At 65.5% G+C, this 26,635-nt stretch carries 22 protein-coding genes and 3 pseudogenes; 13 read left to right on the forward strand and 12 right to left on the reverse strand.

Translation table 11 applies throughout. From position 1 onward, the window contains the following. Positions 1 to 37: 37 nt before the first annotated feature. Positions 38 to 2,887: an FAD-binding and (Fe-S)-binding domain-containing protein gene (locus tag PSR88_RS01660; protein ID WP_016881095.1), complete on the reverse strand. Its 2,850-nt coding sequence runs from the start codon at positions 2,885 to 2,887 to the stop codon at positions 38 to 40. A gap of 52 nt (positions 2,888 to 2,939) precedes the next feature. Here PSR88_RS01660 and PSR88_RS01665 point away from each other — a divergent pair, with 52 nt between their 5' ends. Continuing rightward, positions 2,940 to 3,668 carry a GntR family transcriptional regulator gene (locus tag PSR88_RS01665; protein ID WP_029538463.1) on the forward strand — a complete coding sequence of 243 codons (729 nt, stop codon included), beginning with the start codon at positions 2,940 to 2,942 and terminating at the stop codon, positions 3,666 to 3,668. 8 nt (positions 3,669 to 3,676) lie between these two features. On the opposite strand, the gene PSR88_RS01670 is transcribed toward PSR88_RS01665, so the two are convergent. Then, positions 3,677 to 5,401 (reverse strand): PucR family transcriptional regulator, encoded by a 1,725-nt coding sequence (locus PSR88_RS01670; protein WP_016881093.1) that lies wholly within the window; start codon positions 5,399 to 5,401, stop codon positions 3,677 to 3,679. Positions 5,402 to 5,557: 156 nt separating this feature from the next. Here PSR88_RS01670 and pruA point away from each other — a divergent pair, with 156 nt between their 5' ends. Both pruA and PSR88_RS01680 read left to right on the forward strand, forming a co-directional pair. After that, the gene (pruA, locus tag PSR88_RS01675) at positions 5,558 to 7,213 is read left to right on the forward strand and encodes an L-glutamate gamma-semialdehyde dehydrogenase (protein ID WP_016881092.1); all 1,656 of its coding nucleotides are present in this window, start codon (positions 5,558 to 5,560) and stop codon (positions 7,211 to 7,213) included. Continuing rightward, positions 7,213 to 8,178: a proline dehydrogenase family protein gene (locus PSR88_RS01680; protein WP_011593624.1), complete on the forward strand. Its 966-nt coding sequence runs from the start codon at positions 7,213 to 7,215 to the stop codon at positions 8,176 to 8,178. Before pruA ends, PSR88_RS01680 begins: the two co-directional genes overlap by 1 nt. A gap of 53 nt (positions 8,179 to 8,231) precedes the next feature. Here the strand turns inward: PSR88_RS01680 and PSR88_RS01685 are convergent. Further along, a pseudogene (locus tag PSR88_RS01685) lies at positions 8,232 to 8,603 on the reverse strand (DUF421 domain-containing protein); the annotation flags it as partial. Positions 8,604 to 8,631: 28 nt separating this feature from the next. After that, positions 8,632 to 8,787, reverse strand: a complete 156-nt coding sequence (locus PSR88_RS01690; RefSeq protein WP_016881090.1) for a hypothetical protein — start codon at positions 8,785 to 8,787, stop codon at positions 8,632 to 8,634. A 178-nt stretch (positions 8,788 to 8,965) separates the two neighbouring features. On the opposite strand from PSR88_RS01690, the gene PSR88_RS01695 reads away from it, so the two are divergent. The 3 genes and pseudogenes from PSR88_RS01695 (at position 8,966) to PSR88_RS01705 (ending at position 10,450) form a co-directional block, all read left to right on the forward strand. Further along, positions 8,966 to 9,235 (forward strand): Rho termination factor N-terminal domain-containing protein, encoded by a 270-nt coding sequence (locus tag PSR88_RS01695; RefSeq protein WP_009472909.1) that lies wholly within the window; start codon positions 8,966 to 8,968, stop codon positions 9,233 to 9,235. An 83-nt stretch (positions 9,236 to 9,318) separates the two neighbouring features. Next, complete coding sequence (locus tag PSR88_RS01700) at positions 9,319 to 9,729, forward strand: VOC family protein (protein ID WP_029538459.1); 411 nt, start codon at positions 9,319 to 9,321, stop codon at positions 9,727 to 9,729. A gap of 134 nt (positions 9,730 to 9,863) precedes the next feature. Further along, positions 9,864 to 10,450 (forward strand): annotated as a pseudogene (locus tag PSR88_RS01705) (TIGR03086 family metal-binding protein). 139 nt (positions 10,451 to 10,589) lie between these two features. Here PSR88_RS01705 and PSR88_RS01710 read toward each other — a convergent pair. Beyond that, a pseudogene (locus PSR88_RS01710) lies at positions 10,590 to 10,854 on the reverse strand (AMP-dependent synthetase); the annotation flags it as partial. Between PSR88_RS01710 and PSR88_RS01715 the strand changes: the two are divergent. Further along, on the forward strand, positions 10,816 to 11,355 hold the full coding sequence (locus PSR88_RS01715) for a citrate/2-methylcitrate synthase (protein WP_411755661.1): 540 nt from the start codon (positions 10,816 to 10,818) through the stop codon (positions 11,353 to 11,355). The pseudogene PSR88_RS01710 and the gene PSR88_RS01715 overlap by 39 nt on opposite strands. A 94-nt stretch (positions 11,356 to 11,449) precedes the next feature. On the opposite strand, the gene PSR88_RS01720 is transcribed toward PSR88_RS01715, so the two are convergent. Continuing rightward, positions 11,450 to 12,496: a helix-turn-helix domain-containing protein gene (locus PSR88_RS01720; protein WP_029538363.1), complete on the reverse strand. Its 1,047-nt coding sequence runs from the start codon at positions 12,494 to 12,496 to the stop codon at positions 11,450 to 11,452. Between the two features lie 786 nt (positions 12,497 to 13,282). Here PSR88_RS01720 and PSR88_RS01725 point away from each other — a divergent pair. From PSR88_RS01725 to zigA, 5 genes are all read left to right on the forward strand, one after another. Further along, a complete protein-coding gene (locus PSR88_RS01725; RefSeq protein WP_029538362.1) occupies positions 13,283 to 14,356 on the forward strand; it encodes a phenylacetaldoxime dehydratase family protein in 1,074 nt (357 codons plus the stop codon). Further along, positions 14,356 to 15,915 carry an amidase gene (locus PSR88_RS01730; RefSeq protein WP_016881037.1) on the forward strand — a complete coding sequence of 520 codons (1,560 nt, stop codon included), beginning with the start codon at positions 14,356 to 14,358 and terminating at the stop codon, positions 15,913 to 15,915. The genes PSR88_RS01725 and PSR88_RS01730 overlap by 1 nt, the downstream gene beginning before the upstream one ends. 72 nt (positions 15,916 to 15,987) lie before the next feature. After that, positions 15,988 to 16,611, forward strand: coding sequence for a nitrile hydratase subunit alpha (gene nthA, locus PSR88_RS01735; protein WP_009472916.1), 624 nt, complete (start codon positions 15,988 to 15,990; stop codon positions 16,609 to 16,611). 25 nt (positions 16,612 to 16,636) lie between these two features. Beyond that, positions 16,637 to 17,275, forward strand: coding sequence for a nitrile hydratase subunit beta (gene nthB / locus PSR88_RS01740; RefSeq protein ID WP_009472917.1), 639 nt, complete (start codon positions 16,637 to 16,639; stop codon positions 17,273 to 17,275). Positions 17,276 to 17,387: 112 nt separating this feature from the next. Then, positions 17,388 to 18,614 carry a zinc metallochaperone GTPase ZigA gene (gene zigA / locus PSR88_RS01745; RefSeq protein WP_016881036.1) on the forward strand — a complete coding sequence of 409 codons (1,227 nt, stop codon included), beginning with the start codon at positions 17,388 to 17,390 and terminating at the stop codon, positions 18,612 to 18,614. A gap of 105 nt (positions 18,615 to 18,719) precedes the next feature. Here the strand turns inward: zigA and PSR88_RS01750 are convergent, their stop codons facing one another. Further along, the gene (locus PSR88_RS01750; RefSeq protein ID WP_342338036.1) at positions 18,720 to 18,863 is read right to left on the reverse strand and encodes a hypothetical protein; all 144 of its coding nucleotides are present in this window, start codon (positions 18,861 to 18,863) and stop codon (positions 18,720 to 18,722) included. A gap of 768 nt (positions 18,864 to 19,631) precedes the next feature. Here PSR88_RS01750 and PSR88_RS01755 point away from each other — a divergent pair. Beyond that, positions 19,632 to 19,958, forward strand: coding sequence for a hypothetical protein (locus tag PSR88_RS01755; RefSeq protein ID WP_016881034.1), 327 nt, complete (start codon positions 19,632 to 19,634; stop codon positions 19,956 to 19,958). Positions 19,959 to 20,195: 237 nt separating this feature from the next. Here PSR88_RS01755 and PSR88_RS01760 read toward each other — a convergent pair whose 3' ends face one another. The 5 genes from PSR88_RS01760 to PSR88_RS01780 all read right to left on the reverse strand — a co-directional run bounded on the left by PSR88_RS01760 (position 20,196) and on the right by PSR88_RS01780 (position 26,587). Next, positions 20,196 to 21,095, reverse strand: coding sequence for an alpha/beta fold hydrolase (locus PSR88_RS01760; protein WP_016881033.1), 900 nt, complete (start codon positions 21,093 to 21,095; stop codon positions 20,196 to 20,198). 484 nt (positions 21,096 to 21,579) lie between these two features. Then, on the reverse strand, positions 21,580 to 22,422 hold the full coding sequence (locus PSR88_RS01765) for an enoyl-CoA hydratase-related protein (protein ID WP_016881032.1): 843 nt from the start codon (positions 22,420 to 22,422) through the stop codon (positions 21,580 to 21,582). A gap of 34 nt (positions 22,423 to 22,456) precedes the next feature. Further along, positions 22,457 to 23,974, reverse strand: a complete 1,518-nt coding sequence (locus tag PSR88_RS01770; RefSeq protein WP_011593640.1) for a class I adenylate-forming enzyme family protein — start codon at positions 23,972 to 23,974, stop codon at positions 22,457 to 22,459. A gap of 192 nt (positions 23,975 to 24,166) precedes the next feature. Further along, complete coding sequence (locus tag PSR88_RS01775) at positions 24,167 to 25,600, reverse strand: MFS transporter (protein ID WP_016881031.1); 1,434 nt, start codon at positions 25,598 to 25,600, stop codon at positions 24,167 to 24,169. A 24-nt stretch (positions 25,601 to 25,624) separates the two neighbouring features. Beyond that, on the reverse strand, positions 25,625 to 26,587 hold the full coding sequence (locus PSR88_RS01780; RefSeq protein WP_011593642.1) for a PDR/VanB family oxidoreductase: 963 nt from the start codon (positions 26,585 to 26,587) through the stop codon (positions 25,625 to 25,627). Between the last annotated feature and the right edge of the window lie 48 nt (positions 26,588 to 26,635).

A 26,635-nucleotide genomic window follows, 5' to 3' on the forward strand; every position in this document is an offset into this window, starting at 1 on the left:
CACCCCCCGCCACCCTTGTGTCTGCACACCCGGGGGGTCAGTCCCGTCGGCGCGCAGCGTCGGCGTCGAGCTGCGCGGCGAGCAATTGCGCCAAGTGGTCACCGCGACGATCGGTCAGATCCGACAACTGGGTCCGGCAGGAGTAGCCGTCGGCCAGGATCGTGGTGTCCGCGTCCGCCCCGGCCACGGCGGGCAGGAGGTGCTGCTCGGCGACCGCCACCGACACCTCGTAATGCCCCTTCTCCACCCCGAAGTTGCCGGCCAATCCGCAGCATCCGCCCAGCCGCTGAACCTGCGCGCCTGCCCTCTCGAGAAGCTGAGCGTCCGGACTCCATCCCATCACCGAATGATGGTGGCAGTGCGGCTGCGCGACAACGGACTTGCCTTCGAGAGACGGCGGTTCCCACCCCCGGTCCGTCAACAGTTCCGCGAAGGTGCGGGTTGCGTCGGCGACCGGTTCGGCCGCCGACCTACCGAGCAGTTCCGCGGCGTCCGAGCGCAACACACCCGTGCAGGACGGCTCCATTCCGACGATCGGAATTCCGGCCGCGGCACTACCGGACAGTGCATCCACGGTGCGGCCGAGGATCTTCTTCGCCGCGGTGAGCTGCCCGGTGGAGATCCAGGTGAGCCCGCAACACTGCTGCTTGTCGGTCAGTTGCGGCCGGTAGCCGGCGGCCTCGAGCACCTGCACCGTGGCGTGCCCGACCTCGGGGGTGAAGTAGTTGGTGAACGAGTCCACGAACAGCAGCACCGGGTCACCGGTCGTGACGCGGTCGTTCTCCGTGGCCTTGAACCAGGACCGGAACGTCTGCTTCGCGAACGGTGGGATGGTGCGGCGCTCGTCCACTCCGGCCGACGACAACGCCAGCGGTCCGATGCCGGGAACGCGCATCGCGGCGTTGACCAGACCGGGCGCGTGGCTGGCGATCTTCGCCCAGCGCGGAAGCCATCCCAGCGAGTAGTGCGAGGCGGGGCGGATGCGGCCCTTGTAGCTCTGGTGCAGCACTTCGGATTTGAACGCGGCCATGTCGACACCGGTCGGGCAGTCCGAGGAGCACCCCTTACAGGACAGACACAGGTCGAGGGCGTCGTGAACCTCGGGCGATCGCCAGCCACCGTCGATGTCGGTGCCGTTGATCATCTCCTGCAGCACGCGCGCCCGGCCGCGGGTAGAGTCCTTCTCCTCCCGGGTCGCATGATACGACGGACACATCACTGCCCCGGTGGCGGTGTTGTCGGCCCGGCATTTTCCGACGCCGGTGCAGCGGTGCACCGCCTGGGTGAAATCTCCGTCGTCGTGGTGGTAGGCCAGGGCCAGGTTGCGGCGCAGGAGTGGGGCTGCGGGAATGCGCAGGTCCGCGTCGACCGGGTGGGGGTCGACCACCACTCCGGGGTTGAGGATGTTGTCCGGGTCGAAGACGTGCTTGACGGCAGCAAAGAGTTTCATCGCGTCCGGTGAGTACATCAGTGGCAATAGTTCGCTGCGGGCGCGGCCGTCCCCGTGCTCACCGGACAGGGATCCGCCGTAGCCGGCGACGAGTGTGCTCGCCGCGACCAGGAAGTCCCGGAAGATGCCGTCGCCGCCGGGCTTGTCGAGCGGCCAATCGATGCGCACGTGCATGCATCCGTCACCGAAGTGCCCGTACGGCAAGCCGGTGACGTCGAATTCGTCCATCAGGGCGTCGAAGTCGCGTAGGTAGTTGCCCAGCATGGCCGGTGGCACGGCCGCATCCTCCCATCCCGCGTGTGCGGGAAGGCCGGCAGGACTGCGGCCGGCGAGTCCGGCACCATCGGCGCGAATCCGCCACAGCTGGGCGGTGCGCCCCTCGTCGGTGACCACGAGGCTGTCCACGGCTCCGCAGTCCCGTCCGACCTGCTGGGCCCTGGCGATCGTCTCGTCGAGGTCGTCGCCGACGACCTCGACGAACAACCAGGCCGCCCCCGCAGGCAACGGCGGAACCGCATCCGGGCCGCGGCGCTCGCGCACCACCTCGACGATCCGGGAATCGATACCCTCGCAGGCGGTCGGATCGAACTTCAGCACCAGCGGGGTCGCGTCACCCGCCGACGCGATGTCGGCGTACCCCAGCACGACCAGGACGCGGTGGGCGGGCTCGGACACCAAGCGGACCGTCGCGCGGGTTGCCACCGCGAGGGTGCCCTCCGTGCCGACCAGCATGCGGGTCACGTCGAACCGATTTTCCGGCAGCAGGTGTTCCAGGGCGTATCCGGACACCTGACGGCCGAATTGCCCGAGCTCGGTGCGAATGGTCGCCAAACCGGCGCGGGTGACCTGCTGTAGTGCACTCAGCGCCGGGGAGGCCGTCACCTCCCCGGCCGAACCCAGTTGCAACGACTCCCCGGTCCCGGTCAGAACGTGCAAGCCCTTCACGTTGTCCGAGGTCCGGCCGTATCCGAGCGTGCGCGAACCGCAGGCATTGTTTCCGATCATGCCGCCGATGGTGCAGCGAGTGAACGTCGATGGGTCGGGCCCGAATCGTAGGCCGTGCGGTGCGACGGCCTGCTGCAGCACCGTCTGAATCGTGCCCGGCTCGACGGTGGCGGTCTGTGCGTCCCTGTCGATCGACAGCACCCGGTTCAGGTGCCGGCTGAAGTCGAGAATCAGTCCCGTCCCGACAGCGTTACCTGCAACGGAGGTGCCGCCACCGCGAGAGGTCAGCGGCACGCCCTCTCGGCGGCACACCGCGAGGGCGGCAGCGACCTCGTCGGCATGGCGCGGCCGCGCGACGACCAGCGGTCGCACCCGGTACAGGGACGCATCGGACGAATAGGCAGCGCGGGTGGTGCCGTCGGAGAGAACATCGCTCACTCCCGAACTGCGCAGCTCAGCGGCCAGTGATTCAGCGGAGATCATTCGTAGCATGCTACATGCACCTAGCATGCTGCGAACAGCCCCGTGTTGTTACAGTGATCGGGTGGCAGACGAAGCGCTCGAACTCGAACCGCTCACCCCGTTCGCGGGACGACGGATGGAGCAGGCGATCGCGGCGGTGCGGGCGGCCATCGACGACGGCCGCATGAAACCGGGAGTGAAGTACTCGGTCTACCAACTCGCCGAGGGTCTGGGCATCTCCCGAACCCCGGTGCGGGACGCTTTACTGCGCCTGGAAGAAGTGGGAGTCATCAAGTTCGAAGCACGCCAGGGCTTCCGCATTCTCCTCCCCCAGCCGAAGGAGATCGCGGAGATCTTCGCAGTCCGGTTGGCCCTCGAACTACCCGCGGTCCGCAAGGCCGCAGCCGCGGCCGACCCCATACTCTCGGATGCACTGCAGCGGCAACGACGCCTGATGCAGGACGCCGCCGCCGGCGGCGACGAACACGAGTTCGCCCATCATGATCTCGGGCTTCACGACCTGATTCTCGACGCCGCCGACAACGCCCGAGCCCGCGCGATCGTCAAGACCCTTCGCGAGACCACCCGGCTGCTCGGGGCCAATACCGCCGACAAGACCAGAACACTCACCGACATCGACGACGAGCATGCGCCCATCATCGATGCCATCATCGCCGGGGACCCCGACGGAGCCGAAGCCGCCATGCGCGTTCATCTGGTCAACACCGGGAAACTCCTTGTCGCCCAAGCTGTTCTCAGCGACGACTCCGGCCTCTCCGTCGACGAGATCTGGTCTGCCGTCATCTCCTGACCAACGCGTCACCCCTGCGGCGGCTTCTCCGGTGTCGCGCGCCGGTGCACGGCAAGTTGCAGTTCGAACAGCAGCCGGTCGGCGGCGTCCTGCAGACCGATCCCGATGATCTCTTCCACTCGGCGGATCCGGTACCGCAGCGTGTTGGGATGCACGCTCAGTGCGGCGGCGGCATTACGAACGTCCCCGTGCTCCGCGAGGTAGGTCTCGGCGCTCTCGCACAGGTTGGAACCATGCTTGCGGTCGTACTCGTACAGCGCATCGATGCGCGGATCGTGCAGTTCGGGGTGTTCGCCGACGAGGTCGAGGATCTCCCCGAGCAGCACCGCTGTGCGGGATTCGGCGAGCGTGGTCACCCGCCCCGCCGGGAACGTGGCGGCAGTGCCGTCGAGAACCCGGTCGACCTCGACCCGTGCCGCGGCCACCTGCGCGAGGTCGGGAACCGGAACGGCGATCGCGGCCCGCAGCACGATCGAACGCTTGGTCTCGAATTGGTCGACGAGCTGCCGCGTCCAGGCGGTGACCCCCGCGGCGGACTTGTAGCGAGGAAGGAGCACATAGGCGCGATCACCGATCACGGTGGCGACCGAATGGCGGCTGAACGAGCTCGCGTGCAGGCGGAGCATGCTGCCCATACCGGCGAACTCGCCGGTGGCCGTCGAGCTCTCCGAGCCGGTCGGCGCGAAGCCCACGACAGCGGCCGCGCCGCTCATCGGCAAGTTCAGGGCGCTGGCCACGGAGGGAACGTCGACGCCCCCACCACGCGCACCGAACAACCGTTGGACCAGCAGCCCCTCGGTGGAGGGGGCGTTGAGACTTCGGGAGATGATCCGGGCTGCGATCGCCGAAGCGCCGCGCAACACGTCCACCGCATCCGGTTTGAACGGTGCGTCGCCCTGTTGCACCCAGATCGAACCGAGAAGCCGCGGTGCGGTCGAGGTGTTCTCGGTGGACTGGCGGATGCTGACCACCAAGCGCCGCTTGGTGGCGAGTTCCTCGTGCGCGGGCACGTCGATGACCTCGTCGCTTTCACGGAGCCGGTCGAACACTCCCCACTTCTGCAGTGTCTGCAGGTAATCGCGTGGGCCCTCACGGCCGAGGATCGACAAGGCGCGCAGTTCGTCCGCCGCTTCGTCGGAGGCAGAGTATGCGAGCACCTTCGACTGGGCGTCCTCGATCGAGACCATCCCCCCGGCGTTCTGGGCGACGATCTGCGCGAGGCCGAACAGGTCGGTGTCCGTGGCAAGCAGATCCGGGTCCGCAGGTGCGCCACGCCCGCGGCGAGAGCGGTCGAGCATGCGCTGGACCAGCGGGAACACGTGATCCCACCGGGCCTTAGGGTGCACCGCCACGAGGGCGACGCCGGCACGGTGCGCCGCCGCCTGCACTGCGCTCGATTCGTGCGCCGTCTTCGACATCACCGCATGCGGCCGGTGCCGTCGCGCCCGCCCGGAGACGTCGTCGAACCAGCGCACGGCGTCGGCGTCGGCAACCCCCACATGGAGATACAAGTCCTGCATCGGAGATTGCGATTCGGTTTCGACCGTCAGGTCGGAGCTGTCGACGAGCGCCACCGATGCAACGTCGACGTCGTCACCCGCGGGAGCGTCGATCAGCTCGACGACCGCGGTGTCGAGAGCACGGAGAAGCTCACGCAGCGTGATGGTTTCGGCAGAAGTAACGGGCGCCGCGGCTGCCGTGGCAGGACTTCGATTTCCGGAAGGCACCGACATCGCTCCGTTCGGAAGGTGAAAACAGGTTTAGCCAACAGTACAATGATTGTCAGCAATTCTTGTCCGGCTGGCTCAATATCTCGGCTGTGTTCTGGTGTTGACTACGTCTAGTTCGAGCGGCGGTTCCTTCGCCGCCACACCCCCGTAGGAGGTTCCATGGACGCCGTCACCACCACGCCCCAGCCGATCAACGAGCCGGTGGGCTCCTTCGCACCGGGGAGCGCCGAGCGTGCCCGACTGCAGGCGAAGTTGGCCGAGCTGGGTTCGAATCCCACCGAGATCCACAACGTCATCGGCGGTGCGCACCGGCGCGGCAACGGCCCCGCGATCGACGTCGTGCAGCCGCACCGGCACGCCGCGGTCCTGGGCACCTTCACCAATGCCGGCGCCCAGGACATCCAGGATGCCGTTGCAGCCGCCACCGCCGCCGCTCCGGCCTGGCGGGCACTGTCCTTCGAGGACCGCGCCGCAGTGTTCCTGCGCGCGGCCGACCTGCTGTCCGGACCGTGGCGTGAAACCCTCGCCGCCGCAACCATGCTCGGCCAGTCCAAGACCGCGTACCAGGCCGAGATCGACACCCCGTGCGAACTGATCGACTTCTGGCGCTTCAACGTCCAGTTCGCCCGGCAGATCCTCGCCGACCAGCCGATCTCCTCCCCCGGCGTGTGGAACAAGCTCGAATACCGCTCCCTCGAGGGCTTCGTCTACGCCATCACCCCGTTCAACTTCACCGCCATCGCCGGGAACCTGCCCACCGCACCCGCCCTGATGGGCAACACCGTGGTGTGGAAGCCGTCGCAGACCCAGGCCGTCGCCGCGTACTGGACGATGAAACTGCTCGAGGCCGCAGGCCTGCCACCCGGCGTGATCAACCTCGTCAACGGCCCCGGCGCCGAGGTCTCCGACATCGTTCTCGCCGATCCCCGCCTGGCCGGGATCCACTTCACCGGGTCCACCGCCACCTTCCAGCACCTGTGGCGACAGGTCGGCGACAACATCTCGAACTACAACAGCTACCCACGCCTGGTCGGCGAAACCGGCGGCAAGGACTTCGTCCTCGCCCACAGCTCCGCCAACCCCGACACCCTCACCACCGCCCTGCTGCGCGGCGCGTTCGACTACCAGGGACAGAAATGCTCCGCGGCCTCCCGCGCGTTCGTCCCGAAGTCGGTGTGGGCGAAGATGGGCAACGACTTCATCGAGAAGGCCTCGACGCTGAAATACGGGGATGTCACCGACTTCTCGAACTTCGGTGGCGCCGTCATCGACCAGCGGGCCTTCGACCGCAACGCCGACGCCATCGCCCGCGCCAAGGCCACCCCCAGCCTGACCATCGCCGCCGGCGGCCACGTCGACGACAGCGTCGGCTACTTCGTCGACCCCACCGTCCTGCTCGGTGACGACCCCACCGACGAGGCCTTCCGCACCGAATACTTCGGACCGATCCTGTCCGTCCACGTCTACGACGACTCCGCCGCCGGATCGTTCGACAAGGTCCTCGACCTGGTCGACAAGGGGTCCGCCTACGCGCTGACCGGCTCGATCATCGCCGACGACCGCACCGCGATCGCCCAGGCCACCGACGACCTGCGATTCGCGGCCGGCAACTTCTACATCAACGACAAGCCCACCGGCGCCGTCGTCGGACAGCAACCCTTCGGAGGAGCCCGCGCGTCGGGCACCAACGACAAGGCCGGCTCCCCGCAGAACCTCCTGCGCTGGGCCTCCGCCCGCACCATCAAGGAAACGTTCGTCCCGGCCACCGACCACCACTACCCCCACCAGGCCGCCGACTCCTCCGAGGACATCTGATGGCGGCCGCGGATCTGTTGCGGCCCGCCCTGCTCGCCGCAGCCCGCTCGCCGCGGATGGAACGCACGGTCAGTCGCATTCCGGTGACCAAGAGCCTCGTCGACCGGTTCGTCGCCGGCGAGACCGAGGATCAGGCGGTGGCCGCGACCACCGGTATCCTCGACTCCGGCCGCTACATCAGCATCGACTACCTCGGCGAAGACACCACCGATCTCGGGCGGGCCTCCGGCACCGTGTCGCATTACCTGACGCTGTTGTCGTCGCTGGCGCAGCGTGCCCCGGCCACTGACTCCGGCGGTCGGCCGCGCAGCATCGAGGTCTCCCTGAAGCTGTCCGCGCTCGGACAGTTCCTTCCCCGGGACGGTCACAACGTGGCACTCGAGAACGCCCACAAGATCTGTACCGCGGCCGAGGAAGCCGGCGTCTGGGTCACGGTCGACGCCGAGGACCACACCACCACCGACTCGACCCTGTCGATCGTGGGAGAGCTCCGCGAGGACTTTCCCACTCTCGGCACCGTGCTGCAGGCCTACCTGAAGCGCACCGAAGCGGATTGCCGGGACCTTTCCGGGCCCGGATCGCGGATCCGGTTGTGCAAGGGCGCGTACAAGGAACCCGCATCTGTTGCCTACCAAGGTAAGCCCGCGGTCGACGAGGCTTACCTGCGGTGTCTGCGGATCCTGATGAACGGCGAGGGCTACCCGATGGTCGCCTCCCACGACCCGGCCATGGTCGACGCCGCACTGACGCAGGCGAAGGCCACGGGTCGCACCACCGACGAGTTCGAGATCCAGATGCTCCACGGCATCCGGGACACCGAGCAGTTGCGTCTGGTCGAGCAGCAGCAACACGTGCGGGTCTATCTGCCCTACGGCGAGCAGTGGTACGGCTACTTCATGCGCCGTCTCGCCGAACGCCCCGCCAACCTGGCCTTCTTTCTCAGGTCACTGACCTCGACGAAGTAACGGGCGCAGGACGCCGTCGCGGTACGCCAGGCAGGAGCGACTCCCACCGCATCTCACGCGATGCCCGGTTGCTCCGGCGCGCCTTCGCCCGCGCCGCCCGCCCGGGTGAAGAACGAGACGCGGCCGTTGGTCTCGAGCACAGCAAGCTCGATTTCGTCGAACCGGCCGATGCCCTTCTGCCGGGCATCCGCCATCAGGTCGTCCAGCGATATTCGCTCGGTGCGTAGACGCTGCAGGTCGGGTATCCCGCCACGAACGATGATGACGGGAACACCGTGCGTGACCCCACGCACGCGGGGGAATCGCGCATTCGCCCATGCCAGGGCCAGTGTGAGCAGGGCGAACACTCCGACCGCGAGGACTGCGGACGTCACGGAGTAGTCCTGTTGCGTCACACCCTGCTGAAAGAGGTCGCCCATGACGACAGGACCGCCGCACGGATCACGATCTCCATCAGGGCACCAGCCAGGTTGTGAACTCCAGGGTGACCACGTCGACTCCCTTCTCGGACACCGACACCAATCCCGAGTGGCCGAGCTGACTCGAAGACTGAATGTAGGCGTCGAAGCCCAGGGTGAGTGTGTCTCCGGGCGGTGGATCGATCGTCATGTAGGTCCGCGAAGCGTCGCTGGTTTCTGCGGACGGCTCCGGTGCATCCCTGGGTCTCGAACATGTCGAAATTAACTGCGCGCGACTGCACTGCACACGAGGCGTTGTTTGATTCGTTTGTGGCACGGGTAGGCGGAAGATGCAGCAGCGTCGATGTTTCGGATGGGAGGAACACGAGATGGCACGCAAGGATTCGCAACCCCAACTCAAAGACCAGGAAATGTACGAGGAACTCCGCGAGAAGGGCGATTCCAAGGAGAAGGCCGCACGAATCTCCAATGCCGCGGCCAGTCGTGGGCGCGAGAACGTCGGAAAGTCGGGCGGGAAGTCGCAGTCATACGAGGATTGGACGGTCGACGAGCTCCAGAAACGTGCCAAAGAGCTGGGTTTGCAGGGTTATTCGAAACTGAACAAGAAGGAGCTCATCGACGAGCTTCGCAATCACTAGCCGGGCGGCCGCGCATGTGGCCGTTCGATCCTGCGCGATCGAGGCCTCACCAGCCGTTGCAACCCGAAGGTCAGGAGAACAACGTGCTGCTCGACGGTATCAACCACATCGCCTGGATCTCCAAGGATTCCGGCCGCTTGGGCCGGTTCTACGCCGACGTGTTCGACGCCGACGTCGGGCCCACGCGCTCCCACGGCGACGACGGCAAGGAAACGGTGACCGTCATCCGCATCGGCCCGCACACCGAACTGAACATCTTCGTGATCGAAGGCAACACCGAACCTGAGCGCCAAACACCCATGTGGGGACGGGGACGCATCGATCATGTCGGCCTGCAGGCCGCCTCACACGAAGCATTCGCCACGATTCGGCAACATCTGATCGACGAGTCGGCCAGCGACGGAGCCGTCAACGACTTCGGCGCCGTCCAGAGCATCTTCTTCCGCGACCCCGACGGACTCGAAGGGGAAGTGCTTATCGCCAAACCCCGGTAGTACGCCCTGGCGACAGACACCGGGAACTCGATCCCGTCATGGCCGATGACCTGGATTTCGACCTCCATCGATGGCAGGTCGTACCGTGGAACCGCCACCGATCCGCACAGTGACCGACGCGAGGAGTGCCGAAGATGTTCGATCTCGAACCCGCCACCGACGTGATGACCGCTCTCGTCGAGTCCGTGCGCGACGATCAACTCACAGCACCGACACCGTGCCCGGAGCTCACCGTCGGTGATCTCCTCGACCACATCGACGGGCTGTCGCTTGCGTTCACCGCCGCCGCGACGAAGACCCCGCCGGCCGGGGGCAGCCAACCACCCTCCGCCGATGCCGCTCGTCTCGGCGCTGACTGGCGCACCCGGATCCCCCAGCGTCTGGCCGCTCTCGCCGGCGCCTGGCGCGAAGAAGCGCGTGGCACGGGATGACCCAGGCAGGTGGGCTCGACCTACCGGCCGACGTCGCAGGAGCGGTCGCGGTGGACGAGATCGTCGTGCACGGCTGGGACCTCGCCGTCGCCACCGGTCAGAACTTCGACAGCACACCGGAACTACTCGGCGCCGCATACGAGTTCGCGAAGTCATCGGCCGACCAGAACCCGCACGGCACGCCCGGACTGTTCGGGCCACCGGTGACCATTCCTGACTCCGCGCCACTGCTCGAGCAACTGCTCGGCCTGACCGGCCGCGACCCACGGTGGGTTCCCGCCGCCACGTAGCAGTCCGCACTGTCCGCCGCGGACAAAGCTCGAGGCGAACTCGAGCCCGGCAGAATATTTCGGACCACCCCCCGAGCATAGTGTCATGGATCACACGGCAAATCGAAGGGAACGAAACAGTGTCCGACATCGGCTATTCAACCTCGTGGGGCGCTCCGACGACGGCCGCCTCGAGGACTCCGTCGTGGGTGGTGAGTGCGTTCTCGATCTACTTGGGGTAGCTGTTCTCGCCGCCGCGGATGATCATGTCCTTGATGCGGTCGACGAGGGTGAGGTACCCGTCCTCGTCGAGTCGGCCGACGTCGCCCGTGTGGAGCCAGCCGTCGACGATGGTCCGGTCTGTCTCCTCCGGACGCCACAGAGCCGTGCATCACGTTGGCGCCGCGAACGACGACCTCGCCAACCTATCCCGGGGGAAGCACGGCGCCCCTGCCCGCGTCCTGCCGATGATCGAGGACACCGAGAAGTCCGGCGACGCCCGCGCCCTGGTCAAGGGCATCCTCGACCGCAAAGAAAAGCTGATGGGCTTCGGGCACCGCGTCTACCGCGCCGAAGACCCCCGCGCCCGGGTGCTGCGCGCCACCGCGAAACGCCTGAACGCCCCCCGCTACGAGGCCGCCGCCGCCCTCGAACAGGCCGCCCTCGCCGAACTGCGCGAGCGCCGCCCCGACCGGGCCATCGAAACCAACGTCGAATTCTGGGCCGCGGTCATCCTCGACTTCGCCGAGGTCCCCGCGCACATGATGCCCGCGATGTTCACCTGCGGCCGCACCGCCGGCCGGTGCGCCCACATCCTCGAACAGAAACGTCTCGGCAAGCTCGTCCGCCCCGCCGCCATCTACACCGGACCCGCGCCCCGCACCCCCGAATCCGTCGACGGCTGGGACCAGATCGCCTCGACGTAGAGGTCGACACCGTTGAGAAACGCGACGCAGAGCCGCGCAAGACGCCGTCCGCGGGCGGGCGCCTACTGGCGGCGGATGGGCCTACGGGCCTCGATCATCGGTGCTGCTCGCGGTAGCGGCTCGGACTGATGCCGTAGGTCGCTGTGAATGCTCTGCTGAAGACGGACAGATCGATGAACCCGAACTGGGCTGCGATGTCGGTCAGGGATCGGGGGATGTTGCGTGGGGACACCATCGCTTGGCGGCAGGCCTCGAGTCGGTGTTCGCGAATCGTGGCAGCAGCGGTTGCGTCGAAGCGCGCGAACACTCTGTGGACGGTTCTGGTGGAGACGAAGAAAGCCTTCGCGATCCCGGACGGGGACAGGTCCGGGTCGTCGAGGTGCTGTCCGATGTACTGCACCATGTGCGCGTACAACTCCCGCATGGCGGCATCTGGATCGTCGGGCTGACATTCCTCCTGCGCCGCGGTGATGGCCAGGTCGGCCAAACCGCCGGCGAGCCCGATCGCGCCTCCGGAGGAGACCTCCCCGTCGGCGACGAGGAGCCTGGACAACATTGGTGACAGTAACTGTCCCACAGGGGAAGTGGAGCTGACGGTTCGCGCTGTCAACTGCTGTGACTGGCTCTCGGTGAGCGACACCGAGGCGCGCGGCCAGGTGAACACGCGCAGGTGCCAGTCCGGATGCAGGTTCCAGGTAAAGGGTCGTGAGGTCTCGTAGAGGGCGAAATCACCCGGGCCGAGAATGCAGGTACGTCCGTCCTGGATGAGCTGACCCTCACCCGCGACCACCATGCCGATCTGCATCAAATCGAGTGGGTGGCGGTCGGCAAGCCTCGCCGTTCGGCGGAAGGATTGCGATGTCGCGGTGACGTCGGCAGCCATCAGGTGCGCGAAATGCCGGGTGTGGACCGCGCCGGTGAAGTGCGTGGGCTCGGCGGGATCGATATCCAGCGCGACGAAGGTGTCGCGGATCGTGTCGATCCAGGTGCCGAGCGCGGTGGTCCGAACCACCTCGCGGCGCTGCTGAGGTGTCGACCCGGCGCGCGACAGTGACGGTTGCAGCACCGGCGTGTTCGCGGGCCGGCAATCCGAGCCGTCCCCATGCACGAGGTCGCCATCAGGCGGTGGCAACGACGTCATGAACAGCTCCCTCTCCTCGCGTGAACCCAACGCTATGAGCGGGGAAACCGCATGTCAACGCGCGCTCGCCTATTTACGCGGAAGAAACACGATTTCCCACCCGTGACAAAGCCGCATACGTGTCGGGGCGTGATTCGCGAACCCTGCGAATTCCGGCGCCAGTGGTTCCGCCCCCCGCGGTGACGATGTCGCGGAGTGCAAAGGGGGTAGTCGCTGAGCGTCAAACATCACGCCTCGGAAGCTCCTACGGTTCGAGTACGCCGGAAAGACCCGGATGGCTCACGGGACCTCCTGGTCCGATTGACGATTCCTCGTCCCGGCCGCTAGCGGATCGTCGATGTACACAGAAGGACAAACTATGGAAGTCGCCGCCGTTCGCCGCTCTGTGGACCCCCACCGAGTAATTGCTCTTCGCGGAGCGACGTAGCATGCCGCTCCTGCTGCTCGACGCTGTCATTGCACTTCTCCGACTGCTGACTCGCCCCCACCGTTGGCCGGCCGACCTGAGGGGCGGTGTCAACAAAATCGCGACGGCACGAGCCTACCGACGGTCGGTGGCACTCCACGCGCATATGGCGGGTACACACGACGAGCGCGTGTGCGCCGAGGATTTCGGCGCCACAGCTCTCCCGGCAGTGACCACAAGTTCTTGCGCCGAGCGTCGCTGATCGTCGAACTACCTGTCGCTCGCAGTCAAATCCACACCGGGACAACACGGTAGCTTCGACTACCAACCGAGTTGCCGAACGTTCTCGGCAAGCCCCAACTCATGAATGAGGAGTCTTCATGGAATCTGCAATCGGCGACCATCTCACTTGTCCGCGGAGCCTGACTCGGCGTGTGCCCGACGACTACCAACCCCCTTTCCCCATGTGGGTGGGACGTGCTGACGAACGCCTACAGCAGGTGGTCATGGCGTATCTCGGCGTGCAGTTCCGCGGCGACGAGCAACGCCCGGCCGCGCTTGCGGCCATGCGCGACATCGTTGCCGGCTTCGATCTCGACGACGGCCCGTTGCACCACGACCTGACCCATCATGCGGACAATCAGGGCTACGAGAATCTGATTGTCGTAGGATACTGGAAAGACCTTGCTGCCCACACTCGTTGGATTCAAGGCTCTGCCGTCGCCGACTGGTGGGCATCAGATGAACGACTGTCCGAGGGACTTGGCTACTTCCGCGAGATCGTTGCCCCACGTGCCGAGCAATTCGAAACGCTCTACGCCTTTCAGGACCACCTCCCCGGTGTCGGCGCTGTCATGGACGGGATCAGCGGCGAGATCAACGAACACGGGTACTGGGGTTCGATGCGCGAACGTTTCCCGATCTCCCAGAATGACTGGATGCAGCCCTCGGGCGACCTGCGGGTGATCAGCGGCGATCCCGCTGCCGGTGGCCGTGTCGTGGTACAAGGCCACGACAATATCGCGCTGATTCGGTCCGGCCAGGATTGGAAGGATGCCGAATCCGAAGAACGCGCCCTGTATCTCGAGGAAATCCTCCCGACCTTGCAGCAGGGCATGGATTTTCTTCGCGACAACGGCGAGTCGGTGGGCTGCTACAGCAACAGGTTCGTGCGCAACATCGATCTGGAAGGGAACTATCTCGATCTGAGCTACAACATCGGCCATTGGGGTTCGCTCGACAAACTCGAGCGCTGGGCAGAATCGCATCCGACCCATCTGCGAATCTTCACCACCTTCTTCCGCGTCGCCGCCGGCCTGTCAAAACTTCGGCTCTATCACGAGGTCTCGGTGTTCGACGCCTGCGATCAGCTGTACGAGTACATCAACTGCCACCCCCAGACCGGCATGATGCGCGACGCCCAATCGGTCAAGCACGTGAGGAGCACCACCTGATGACAGTCATCCGACCGAACGACGATGCAATCGGTTCTGCCGCAGATCATTACGGACTATATTTCGACGCTGCGACTCGGCAGGAGTTCGCAGGCCTGGTCGACGGCGCGCTCGGTTCGTACGATGTGGTCGACGACCTGTATGCGGACGAGAGTTTCTCGGCACCCTCCCGCGATCATGCGACACCCGATGCGAGCGACAATCCCTTGGGCGCATGGTATGTAACCACAAGTATCTCGACCGCGACGGGTGGGCCTCTGACCGGCCGGCGGGTGGCGATCAAAGACAACGTGACCGTCGCCGGCGTGCCCATGATGAACGGATCGCGATCGCTGGAGGGGTTCGTTCCCACCCGTGATGCAACCGTGGTCACCCGACTGATCGATGCCGGCGCCACGGTGGCGGGCAAGGCGGTGTGTGAGGATCTGTGCTTTTCCGGTTCGAGCTTCACCCCGGCCACCGGTGCGGTGCGCAACCCGTGGGACCCTGACCGCGAGGCCGGTGGATCCTCCGGAGGCAGCGCCGCCCTCGTCGCAGCCGGCGATGTCGATTTCGCGATCGGCGGCGATCAGGGTGGGTCGATCCGCATTCCGGCCGCATTCTGCGGCGTTGTCGGCCACAAGCCCACGTTCGGGCTGGTCCCCTACACCGGCGCCTTCCCCATCGAGCGCACGATCGATCATCTCGGGCCCATTACCCGCACGGTCGAAGACGCCGCCCTGCTTCTGTCGGTGATCGCCGGCCGTGACGGCCACGATCCCCGCCAACCGGACAACCTCGTGGTGGATGACTATGTCTCGACCCTCGACACTTGGATCGACGGCCTGCGGGTCGGCGTCGTGAGTCAGGGATTCGGGCACGCGAACTCACAGCCGGAGGTCGATGATGCGGTCCGCGCGGCCGCACACCGCTTCACCGAGGCTGGCGGCGTGGTCGACGAGGTGAGCATTCCGTGGCATCTGCACGCGTTCCACGTGTGGAACGTGATCGCCACCGACGGCGGCGCCTATCAGATGCTCGACGGCAACGGCTACGGCCTCAACGCAGACGGCCTCTACGACCCCGAACTGATGGCGTACTTTGCGCAGCACCGCATCCAGCACGCTGATGCCCTGTCCGAAACCGTCAAACTCGTCGCCTTGTGCGGCCATCACGGTGTCACCGCGTTGGGCGGATCGAGCTACGGCAAGGCCCGCAACCTGGTACCGCGCGCTCGCGCCGCCTACGATGCGGCGCTGGAGAACTACGACGTCCTGGTCATGCCGACTCTGCCCTACGTTGCCTCCGAACTTCCGGCGCAGGATGTGGACCGAGTCACCTATGTCACCAAAGCCCTCGGAATGATCGCGAATACCGCCCCATTCGATGTCACCGGCCATCCGGCCCTGTCAGTGCCGGCAGGTCTGGTGAACGGTCTTCCCGTCGGAATGATGGTCATCGGGAAGCGATTCGACGACGCCACGGTCTTACGTGCCGGCCACGCATTCGAACAGATCCGCGGCGCCTTCCCCACGGCATCCGGCCAACCGGCTACCAGTGCACGTCTGAGTCTCGCCTGAGACAAGGCGCGTCCTGCCCGGCCACTCACACCACCACTTCACAAGTATCAGCCCCTACAGAAAGTGGAAACAATGTCGGCAACGATCGAACACACACCAGACAACGCGGCACCAGCTCAAGCGCCGGCGTCGGATCGCGCGTGGGCCCTGTTCCGTGCGCTCGACGGAAAGGGCCTGGTCCCAGAGGGTTACACCGAAGGGTGGAAGAAGACCTTCGAGGAGGACTTCAGCCCGAAACGCGGCGCCGAACTCGTCGCGCGAGCCTGGACCGACCCGGAATTCCGCGACCTGCTCCTCACCGACGGCACCGCGGCCGTGGACCAGTACGGATATCTGGGACCGCAGGGCGAATACATCGTGGCGCTCGAAGACACCCCCACCCTCAAGAACGTCATCGTATGCTCCCTGTGCTCGTGCACCGCGTGGCCCATCCTCGGGTTGCCGCCGACCTGGTACAAGAGCTTCGAGTACCGTGCCCGCGTCGTCCGTGAACCTCGAAAAGTGCTGTCGGAGATGGGAACCGACATCCCGGAGAATGTCGAGATCCGTGTGTACGACACCACCGCCGAGACCCGCTACATCGTGCTCCCCCAACGGCCGGCCGGCACCGAAGGCTGGAGCCGAGAACAACTGCAGCAGATCGTGACCAAGGACTGCCTGATCGGGGTCGCAGTCCCGCAGGTCTCGGCCAACTGAACCACCAACCAAAGGAGATAGCCCCATGGATGGAGTACACGATCTCGCCGGTGTTCAAGGATTCGGCAAGGTGCCCCACACCGTCGACGCCGACATCGGCCCCACCTTCCACGCCGAGTGGGAACACCTCCCCTACAGCCTGCTCTTCCTCGGAGCGGCGGACCTGGGTGCATTCAGTGTCGACGAGGTCCGCCACGTCGTCGAACGGATGGAACCGCGCCACTACATGATGACGCCCTATTACGAGAGGTACGTCATCGGCGTTGCCACCCTCATGGTCGAGAAGGGAATCCTCACCCACGACGAGCTCGAAGTCCTCGCCGGGGGCCCGTTCCCCCTGTCCCGGCCGGCCGAGTCGGAGGGACGTCCTGCCCGCACCGACACGATCACTTTCGAGGTCGGGCAGCGTGTCCGGGTCCGCGACGAATACGTTGCCGGTCATATCCGGATGCCCGCCTACTGCCGCGGCAGGGTCGGTACCGTCACCCACCGCACCGGCGAGACATGGCCGTTCCCCGACGCCATCGGCCACGGCCGCGCTGACGCCGGGGAGGAACCGACCTACCACGTCGAGTTCGCGGCCGAGGACCTGTTCGGAGACGACACCGACGCCGGCAGCGTCGTAGTCGACCTGTTCGAGGGGTACCTCGAACCGGCAGCCTGACCCGCTGCCCGCACTGTCACCAACGGCGTGGGCGGGTACGCAACCCGAGTGCGCGTTACCCGCCCACGCCCCATAGCCGGGATCTCCCCGACCCCTCGGAAGGACTCCAAACATGGCCGACACACGACTTCCCGTGACCGTGCTGTCAGGATTTCTGGGTGCAGGAAAAACCACCCTCCTCAACCAGGTCCTGCGCAACCGGGAGGGACGGCGGGTGGCCGTCATCGTCAACGACATGAGCGAGATCAACATCGACAGCGCCGAAGTCGAACGGGAGATCTCACTGAGCCGCTCACAAGAGAAACTCGTCGAGATGACCAACGGCTGTATCTGCTGCACCCTGCGCGAGGACCTACTCGCGGAAATCAGTGCATTGGCCGCCGATGGACGATTCGACTACCTCCTGATCGAATCGTCCGGCATCTCCGAGCCGCTACCGGTCGCTGAAACGTTCACCTTCATCGACACCGACGGACACGCTCTGGCAGATATCGCCCGCCTGGACACCATGGTGACCGTCGTCGACGCCCACAGCTTCCTCCACGACTACCAGACGGGCGGTCGCATCGAGGCCGACGCACCCGACGACGAACGCGACATCTCCGACCTGCTGGTCGATCAGATCGAATTCGCCGATGTCATCTTGGTCAGCAAAGCCGACCTCGTCACGTCGGATCACCTGACCGAACTGACCGCAGTCCTGCGCTCACTCAACCCCACTGCCCGCATACAGTCGACGTCCCACGGCCAGATCCCCCTCGACACCATCTTGGACACCGGCTTGTTCTCGTTGGAGAAGGCCGCCCAGGCACCCGGATGGCTCCAAGAACTCCGGGGGGAACACACCCCCGAGACCGAGGAATACGGAATCAGTTCCGTCGTCTACCGTGAACGTGCCCCCTTCCACCCCGGGCGGCTGCACCAGTTCCTCACCAGCGAATGGGCCAACGGGCGTCTCCTGCGCGCCAAAGGCTATTACTGGAATGCAAGCCGATTCACCGAGATCGGCAGCATTTCCCAGGCCGGCCACCTGATCCGACACGGCTACGTCGGACGTTGGTGGAAGTTCCTGCCCGAAACCTACTGGCCTGAGGACGACTACCGCCGTGCGGGAATTCTCGACAAATGGGAAGAACCAGTTGGTGACTGCCGTCAGGAACTGGTCTTCATCGGCCAAGGAATCGACCCCGACACACTGCGCCACCGACTCGACGCTTGTCTGCTGACCACCGCCGAGATCGAACTCGGCCCCGACACCTGGACAGCATGGCCCGACCCACTCGGCGACGGCCAGACCGACCAGGTCATCAGCACCGTTGCCCGAACAAACCCCGTCTGACCCCGACGCCACCTCGGGTTACTACGCAACCACCTCGCGAATCTTCATAGCCCCCACGTGCTGCTGCCGGTGATCGGGCCAGATCAACCTCGCATCGCTGCGCGATCAGCGAAGGGGTGAGGACGCGGTGGTTTCGAGGAGCGCCGCGTCCCGGCTGGCGGTGTTGCGGCTGGTGGCCGCCTTCCCCAGGACACGGCTGACGGCGGTGGAGTCGAGCATCTCGTGCTGCTCGACGATCGAGTTCAGCACGGACGCGACGACCCGCGTGCAGGACACCGCCGCGGCGGCCGGGTTGGCGACCGCACGCTCCTCTGACGTGCCAGCGCGGGGCTCATCGACAGCAGCGCCGTCACATCGTCCCGGACCGGACGCAGGGACGGGCGGCGAGAGAACTCCTCGACCAGCAGCTCGACGAGATCGGATCCGACAAGGCATGGATCGAGTCGCGGGGCCGATCACGGTCGACGAGCATGTCCACCGCCTCCCCTTTGTGCCACATGTGTACCGCGTACCGCCCGTGGCACGGCAGACGGGCCGGACGGACTCGACACGGATGCCCTCTCGCCGATACTGCACCCCCTCAGCCGGTCCGCAACATGCGCCCCACCATGCCGTGCCGACATGGATCAGCATTCGCGCTCACCGACATCGCGGGAACCACCTCGGCCCCCAGGCAACAACGAGCCTTCGCTCGACAAGCGGGCCAGCAACGTCCGCCCTTCGGACCTCGGCGAATGTCCACGGCCATGGAGTCCGGCGGTCGATGCACTTCAGCGGCCGGCATAGGGACATGAAATTACTTAGCAAAAAGAGTTAGCACTCCCACGATACGAGTGCTAAATTTCTTTTGGGGTCTTCGTCACAAGCGGAAACCCTCGACCGAGTCGCAACCCTCGACCACCGAAATGGCTTCGACAACACCGTTCCCGTGTGCCCGAACAGTCTTGAAGACGCTTCCGGTCTCGTCAATCCTATGTGCCCCGTCGACCCGACTCGTCAAGCGTGAGAAGGAGGATCATGACCGCCGCCGTCCCCGACAGCTCCGGTGCCGACGACCACATGTGTTCCGCCCTCGACGACACCGGGATACGGAAACAGCGCGGGTCGCGGTTGCCCGCCGTGTCGATCGCCCTCGGGGCGCTGTCCGTGGCGTCGTTCTGGGTGGTCGGACTCGGCTTCCTCTTGGGGGTGGCCGCGGTGATCTGCGGCGCCGTCGCCACCTCGCGGTCCGCGGTAGCAGACGACGAGGCGGCATCGTTGCGGGCCCTGCTGGGCGTCGTTGCCGGCGCCGCGGGGATCACCGTCTCCGCGATCGCCCTGTTCCCCATGCTTGCACACCTGTGAGCCGCGAACATGGCGGCTTCATTTTTGGTCGCCATCCGAGGGTCTGCTGCGGTTCGGCCGCCCACGCCCCATCCTGCCCTGAGCGGCGATCACGACGCTCGTCGGATTCGAGAAATGTTTCGACAGTGCAGCATTGACGATCATGACCCACTCTGATCGCCTACGGACGGGCTCGGTCGGACGGCGACCGGTTTCGGAGCCGAATCCGGTCGCCGCTGCAACCGAGCCTCAACCGCGTCAGTAACGCGCTGCGATAACGTCTTCGTCGAGAAATCCCGTCAATCCGCCACTGAAGACATCGTTGTCGTCGCCGGCGACCATATGCCCGGCCCCGGTCACGTCGATCAGCTTCGCGGACGGAATCAGCTCGAGCAGCTCCTTGGCGCCTTCCTCGCTGACCACTTTCGACTCCTTGCCACGCACCAGCATCGTGGGAACCGCGACCGCAGCCGCGGCCTTCCGTGCGCGTTCGTACCGCACGATCGAATCCGCCTGACGAGTCGGTTCGTCGCCCTGGCGCAGGAACGCCGGATCCCAATGCCAGAACCAGCGGCCATCACGCAGACGCAGGTTCTTACGCAACCCGTCCGGGTTGGGCTTACGCACCCGGTTCGGGGTATACGCCGCGATCGCCGCCGCAGCCTCGTCGAGGCTCGCGAAACCCTCGAGGCCACTGCGCATGAACGCCATGATCTCCGCGGTGCCGCTGGTTTCGACCTTCGGTGCGATATCAACCAAGACCAGACCGCGAGCGAGCTCCGGGTTCTCCCCCTGCCCGATCAACGACGTCATCCCGCCCATCGAGGCACCGACGAGTACCGGCTTCTCCCCCAACTCCGCGACGACCGACGTGAGGTCGGCAACCAGTGCATCGATGCCGTAGTCCCCGTCCGGCGCCCACTGACTGTCCCCATGCCCGCGTGCGTCCACCGCGATGGCGGACCACCCGTCCGCCGCGAGGCTGCGCCCGGTGTTTCGCCAGGAATGCCGGGTCTGCCCGCCGCCGTGCAGCAACAGCACCACGCCTTTCCTGTCGACACCCGATCCGCCGGTCTCCTGGGACGGCGGATCCCACCGGTCGGCAGCGAGCGTGACACCGGCACCGCGGAGTTCGGACTGTGTGACTACGGGATCCATGGGTTCCTCACCAACATTGTCGAGCTGAGCATTCTTTATCATGTTGCACTACGGGGTGAACAATGATTCACCGGGCACCCGTTGCATGTCGTATCAAGACAGGTTGAACCTGGTTCAGCCGACTGCGTCGGTGTCGCTGAGTTTGGCCGACCCCGGTCGATGGGTCGACTCGCCAGATCAATCTCGCGCTCCCCGATGCGGTGCTCACCGCGAATTCACCCTCCTGCCGTGATGCCCCGAAGAGGCAGAGGGGACGACCCCACTTTTCGATTCTGTAGACAGACGATCGTGTGGAGGTGACCATGCGTCAGGAGGAAGTGGCACCGGTGCCGCCACCCATCCGGTGGCGGCGGCTGCGCCCGTGGAGCCGCCACCACACGGGGGCATGGTCTTCGCCGGCAGCCCCGACGAGATCACTGAACGGATCGTGCGATTACGCCGAGGGACAGTGTCGAAGTCCGGAGGGCTGATGATTACCGATGCACTACTCGAACAGGTTCGGCAATCCATCCGTAACCCGGTTCGGGAACTTCGGCTCGCGCTTCTCGAGAAATGCGTCGACACCTTCACGCACGTCGTCCGCGGTGCCGCGGACGTAGATGCCGATCGACTCGGCCCGATGTGCTACCTCAGGGTCGGACGCACCAAGCATCCGCCACATCAGCTGTCGGGTCAGAGCTGCCGACACCGGTGAGGTACCGGAGACGAGTTCCCGCGCGATGTCGAGTGCCCGCTCGAGCACTTGATCGGCGGGTACGAGTTCACGGACGAGTCCTCGTTCGAGCGCTTCGACTGCCGAGACCATCTTGCCACCCACTGTCCACTCGACGGCCGTCGAGATACCGACGGCCCGCGGAAGGAACCAGGTCGAGCAGGCCTCGGGGACCAGTCCGCGACGCGTGAACACGAACCCGAACTTCGCGGTTTCCGACGCGATGCGAATATCGGCCGGCAGGGTCATGGTGACGCCGACACCCGCGGCCGGTCCGTTGATCGCGGCGATTACCGGCTTGAGGGAACGGTAGATTCTCAGCGAGACCTGACCGCCCGTGTCGGCCGGTGCGCCTCCGGTCTCCGGGTCGTCATCCCGCACGAAGGTGTCGCCGCCGGCTGCGAGATCGGCTCCCGCACAGAAGGCCCGTCCCGTTCCGGTGATGACTACCGCACGGACCTCGTCGTCTGCGTCGGTCTCGTCGAAGATTTCGATGAGCCGATAGCACATTGCGTTGGTGAACGCATTGAGCTGGTGGGGACGGTTCAATCGCACAACCGCGATCTCCCCGTGCCGCTCGAGTATTATTGCATCGTGGGTACCGGTTTCCGGCACGATGACTCCTTCCTGAGTTCCCCGCCGGTTCGGTTCAACGGACCTTGTCGAATCGTTCAGCCACGTCCCGGTATTCGGATCGGATCGCCGTCTTCGAGAGCTTGCCACTGGGGAGCCGCGGCAGCGGCTCGTCCCGGATCACCACGTAGCGCGGAACCTTGTAGTCGGCCACGAGCCGGTCGCAGTGTTCGATGATTGCCGCTGCATCGACGCCATCCTTCACCGTGACGATCGCCGCCGGGGTTTCGCCGAAGCGCTCGTCAGCGGCTGCGATGACAGCGACTTCCTCGACACCGGGAATCTCCGAGATGACCCGCTCGATCTCGACCGGCGAGATATTGATGCCGCCGGTGATGATGAGGTCTTTGAGCCGGTCGACGAACTTGACGCGTCCTTCGTCGTCGAGGGTGCCGAGGTCGCCGCTGTGCAGCCAGTTGTTCTGCAAGGCTGCCGTCGTCGACTCGGCGTCGTTCCAGTAGCCGGGGGTGACGCCCGGACCGCGCAGGAGGATTTCGCCCTCTTCACCGGGAGCGGCATCGGTGCCGTCCGGACGGACCACCTTCACTTCGGTGAAGATCGAGCCGTATCCACACGTGTCGGGGTGGTCGAAGGCTTCGGCGACGAGGGTGGCGGTGGCGACACCGCCGGCCTCGGTCATGCCGTAGATCTGTCGCAGTGCGACGCCCTTGTCCGCCCAGCGCTGCAACAGTGCCGGAGCGACCGCGGCGCCGCCGACGATCGCGGTGCGCAAGGAGGACAGGTCGGCGTCCGCGAACTCGGGTGAACGCGAGATCGCCTCGAAGATCAACGGCACACCGAAGATGGCCTGGACATGGTGTTCGCCGAGAAGCTGAGCCGCGCGGCCCGGATCGAACTCCTTCTCGATGATCAGCTTTCCGCCGAGCACCGTTGTCATGACCAGCCCCCATACCAGGCCGGGGGTGAAAACCAATGGCAACACCAGCAGTGATGTGGACCCGGGCCGGAAGCCTTCCTCGGTGAGTGACGCCTCGAAGACGATATTGAGCAACGTCCGGTTCGTGCAGATCACACCCTTGGACATTCCGGTGGAGCCACTCGTGAAGAGGAGGGCGGTCGGTTCGTCGGGTTCGAGATCGATGCGGAAGTCGTCCTGTTCTCCCGCGCGTAGGGGCGCGAGCTCGTCGAATGAGAGCGTGTCGAAGGTGCGACCCAGTTCGCGCGCCGCGTCGACCGTCTGCGCGAACTCGTTTGGCATGACGACCAGGACGGCGCCGGCGTCGTCGACAACCTTGCGGAGCTCCGCCGGCTTGAACCGTGGGTTGAGCGGGATCAGTACGCCGCCGGCCTTGAGGACGCCCAGTGCGATCACCGGCCACGTCAGCGAATTCGGGCCTAGCACGCCGACTCGTTGACCCGGTTGGATTTCGAGGTCCACGATCTTCCGGGCGATACGACTGGACCAGTCCTGGAGTTCGCGGTATGTGAGGGTTTCACCCGCCACGGTGAGCGCGTCCTGCTCTCCCTTGGTCTTCGCCCACCAATGCAATGCCGAGCCGACGGTGGCAGCCATTCGTCCTTACCTTTCGTGAGTCGCGCATGTGCGATGTCGTTCTACCGGGTCCTACCGGGCATGTGGGGTGCATGACACAGGGCGCGGGCCGAATCGCATTTGACGACAGATGTTTTCAGCGCGGATCGGACCAGGGAAGCCTGGCTCGTACGCCGTGCGATCCACGCTATATGGTCCAATTTGAGACGTCAATCAAGTCTTGTATTTTGCAACACGGCGCGCTGTGACAGCAACGAGCCCCGCCGCGCATGCGGCCGCTCCCCCGACTGTGAACACCACGATGTACGCCTGTTCTGTGGGCGTCGAGGTGCCCGGGATCGTGATGGTCGCGAGCAACACCGCAACCAAGGCACTGGCCAGTGAACTTCCGAATGTCCGGGCGATCGCGTTGATGCCGTTCACCGCCCCTGTGCTCCCCGGAGGACTGCTGCCGATGAGCATCGACGGCAACGCACCGTAGGCGACTATGACGAAGACATTGATCACCGCAACCGCCGTAATCACCTGCCACGTGTAGTCATGCGCAAATATCAGCATCACGAATCCGCACACACCGACGGCGCATGCTGCGGTCAGCACCGTGTGGGCGGGGAACCGTCGGACTACGAGTCCACTGACGGCCGCCGCAGCCGTACCGGCAAGCTGTCCGGGCAGCAGGTACACCAGACTGGTCTCGAGTACCGACGCATCGAAGCCGTATCCCGCTTCCCCTCGGGAGATCTGCACGAACGTTGCGATGGCCAGGAACTGCACGAACATCGCGACTCCCACGAGGAAGGCTGCGACATGCGCCGGAGCCACCAACCGCGCCGTCAGAAGTGCCGGAGCCACCAGCGGTGCAGTGGCCCTCCGTTCGTGCCGGTACCAGCCGGCAAGCACGAGCGCGCCGGTGACGGTGCAACCGATGGTCCGCACCGACAGCCATCCCCACGTTCCACCTTGCGTCAATGCCAACAGCAGTCCGGGCAGGCCGATCGCGAGCCCGATCGCACCCCAGAAGTCGAAGCCGCCGCGCGGTCCCGACCCCGGGGTACGCGGAATAACGCGCCACCCGACGACCATTGCTGTCGTCGTGAGTATCAACAGCATCCAGAAGACACGTCGATAGTCGGACCCCTCGGTGAACATCAGTCCGGCCGCGATCATTCCCACACCACCGCCGACACTCAACGCCCCCGACATGACGCCGAGCGCCATCGGGACACGGTGCGGCCCCAGTGCGCCCCGCACTACCGCGACCCCGACGGGGAACAACGCGTACGACATACCCTGCAGAACTCGACCGGCGATGAGTGCCGGCAACCCATTCCACGCGACACACAGCACCGAGCCGATCAGTACCGCGCCCAGCACGGCGAGCATCACCCTCCGCGGACCATGCCGATCGGCGAGGTGACCCAGCAGCGGTGTACACACTGCGGCTGCAAGGAGATTCGCTGTCACTGTCCAACCGACAGCGTCCGTGCCCACGTCGAGCTGCACCGCAATTACCGGCAGGAGCGGTACCACGGCGGTCTGCATCATCGACGTGATCATCACGACGAAGCAGAGCGCCGGGACCAGCAGCGCCGATCTACATGCCGACTCGGGGGCGGCGAGGTGGGCCCTATCAGGTGCCTGGGTCACGGCATCTCCTCGTTGCGATGCCGGTCAGAGATCGAGCACGAGTTTCGCTGTGCAGCTTCGCGATACACAGATCATCATGCAGTCGTTCTCGGCCTGTTCGTCTTCGGTGAGGATCGAGTCCCGATGCTCGGGAACGCCCTCCAGGACTCGGGTTTCGCACGTCCCGCACGTACCCTCACGGCACGAGAAGGGGGCGTCGACATCGGACCGGAGTACGGCGTCCAGCAGGCTTTCGTTCGCGTCGACGGTGATGGTCCTGCCCGCACGCCGGAGTTCGACCGCGAACGATCTGTCGACTGCGTTGGCCGGCCGCTCCTTGGCAGCGAACCGCTCGACGTACAGACTCAGGTTCGGATGCGCGAGGCATTCGTTTTCGATCGCCTGCAGGAGCGGCTCCGGTCCGCAGCAGTACACCGCGGTGCCGTCGGGGACGGCGTCGAGGGCAGCGGAAAGGTCGAGGATCCCGTATTCGTCCTGGGGTCGCAGCTCGATTCGGCCGGGGTACCGAGCGACCAGCTCTTCGGCAAAAGCCATGCTGGTGCGTATTCGGCCGCCGTACAGCAGGCGCCAGTCGGCGCTGGCAGCCTCGGCCGAACGGAGCATCGGCAACAGGGGCGTAATTCCGATACCGCCGGCGACGAAGAGGTAGGACTGCGCGGGTTCGAGGGTGAAATTGTTGCGCGGGCCTGCGATCGCGATCAGGTCTCCGACTTGCAGCGAGTCGTGCACCCAGCGCGATCCACCGCGTCCGTCCTCTTCGCGGAGCACCGCGATCGCCAAGGAGGTGGTGTCGGATGCGTCGCCACACAGCGAGTACTGCCGCACCGTCGACCTGTCGATGATGACGTCGATATGCGCTCCGGGCTCCCACGCCGGGACGGCGCCGCCATCGGGATCCGCGAGTCGAACTGCCATGACACCGTGAGCAAGCACGTCTTTGCCGATCACTCGCATTTTGCGTTGGTCGGTGTTGGTGCTTCCGTTCATCGGCGCTCTCGTTCCCATAGACTTCACGTGCCCTATAATCTTAAGCAG

This window comes from Rhodococcus sp. DK176 (genome assembly GCF_038447315.2).
Taxonomy (GTDB): domain Bacteria; phylum Actinomycetota; class Actinomycetes; order Mycobacteriales; family Mycobacteriaceae; genus Rhodococcus_F; species Rhodococcus_F jostii_A.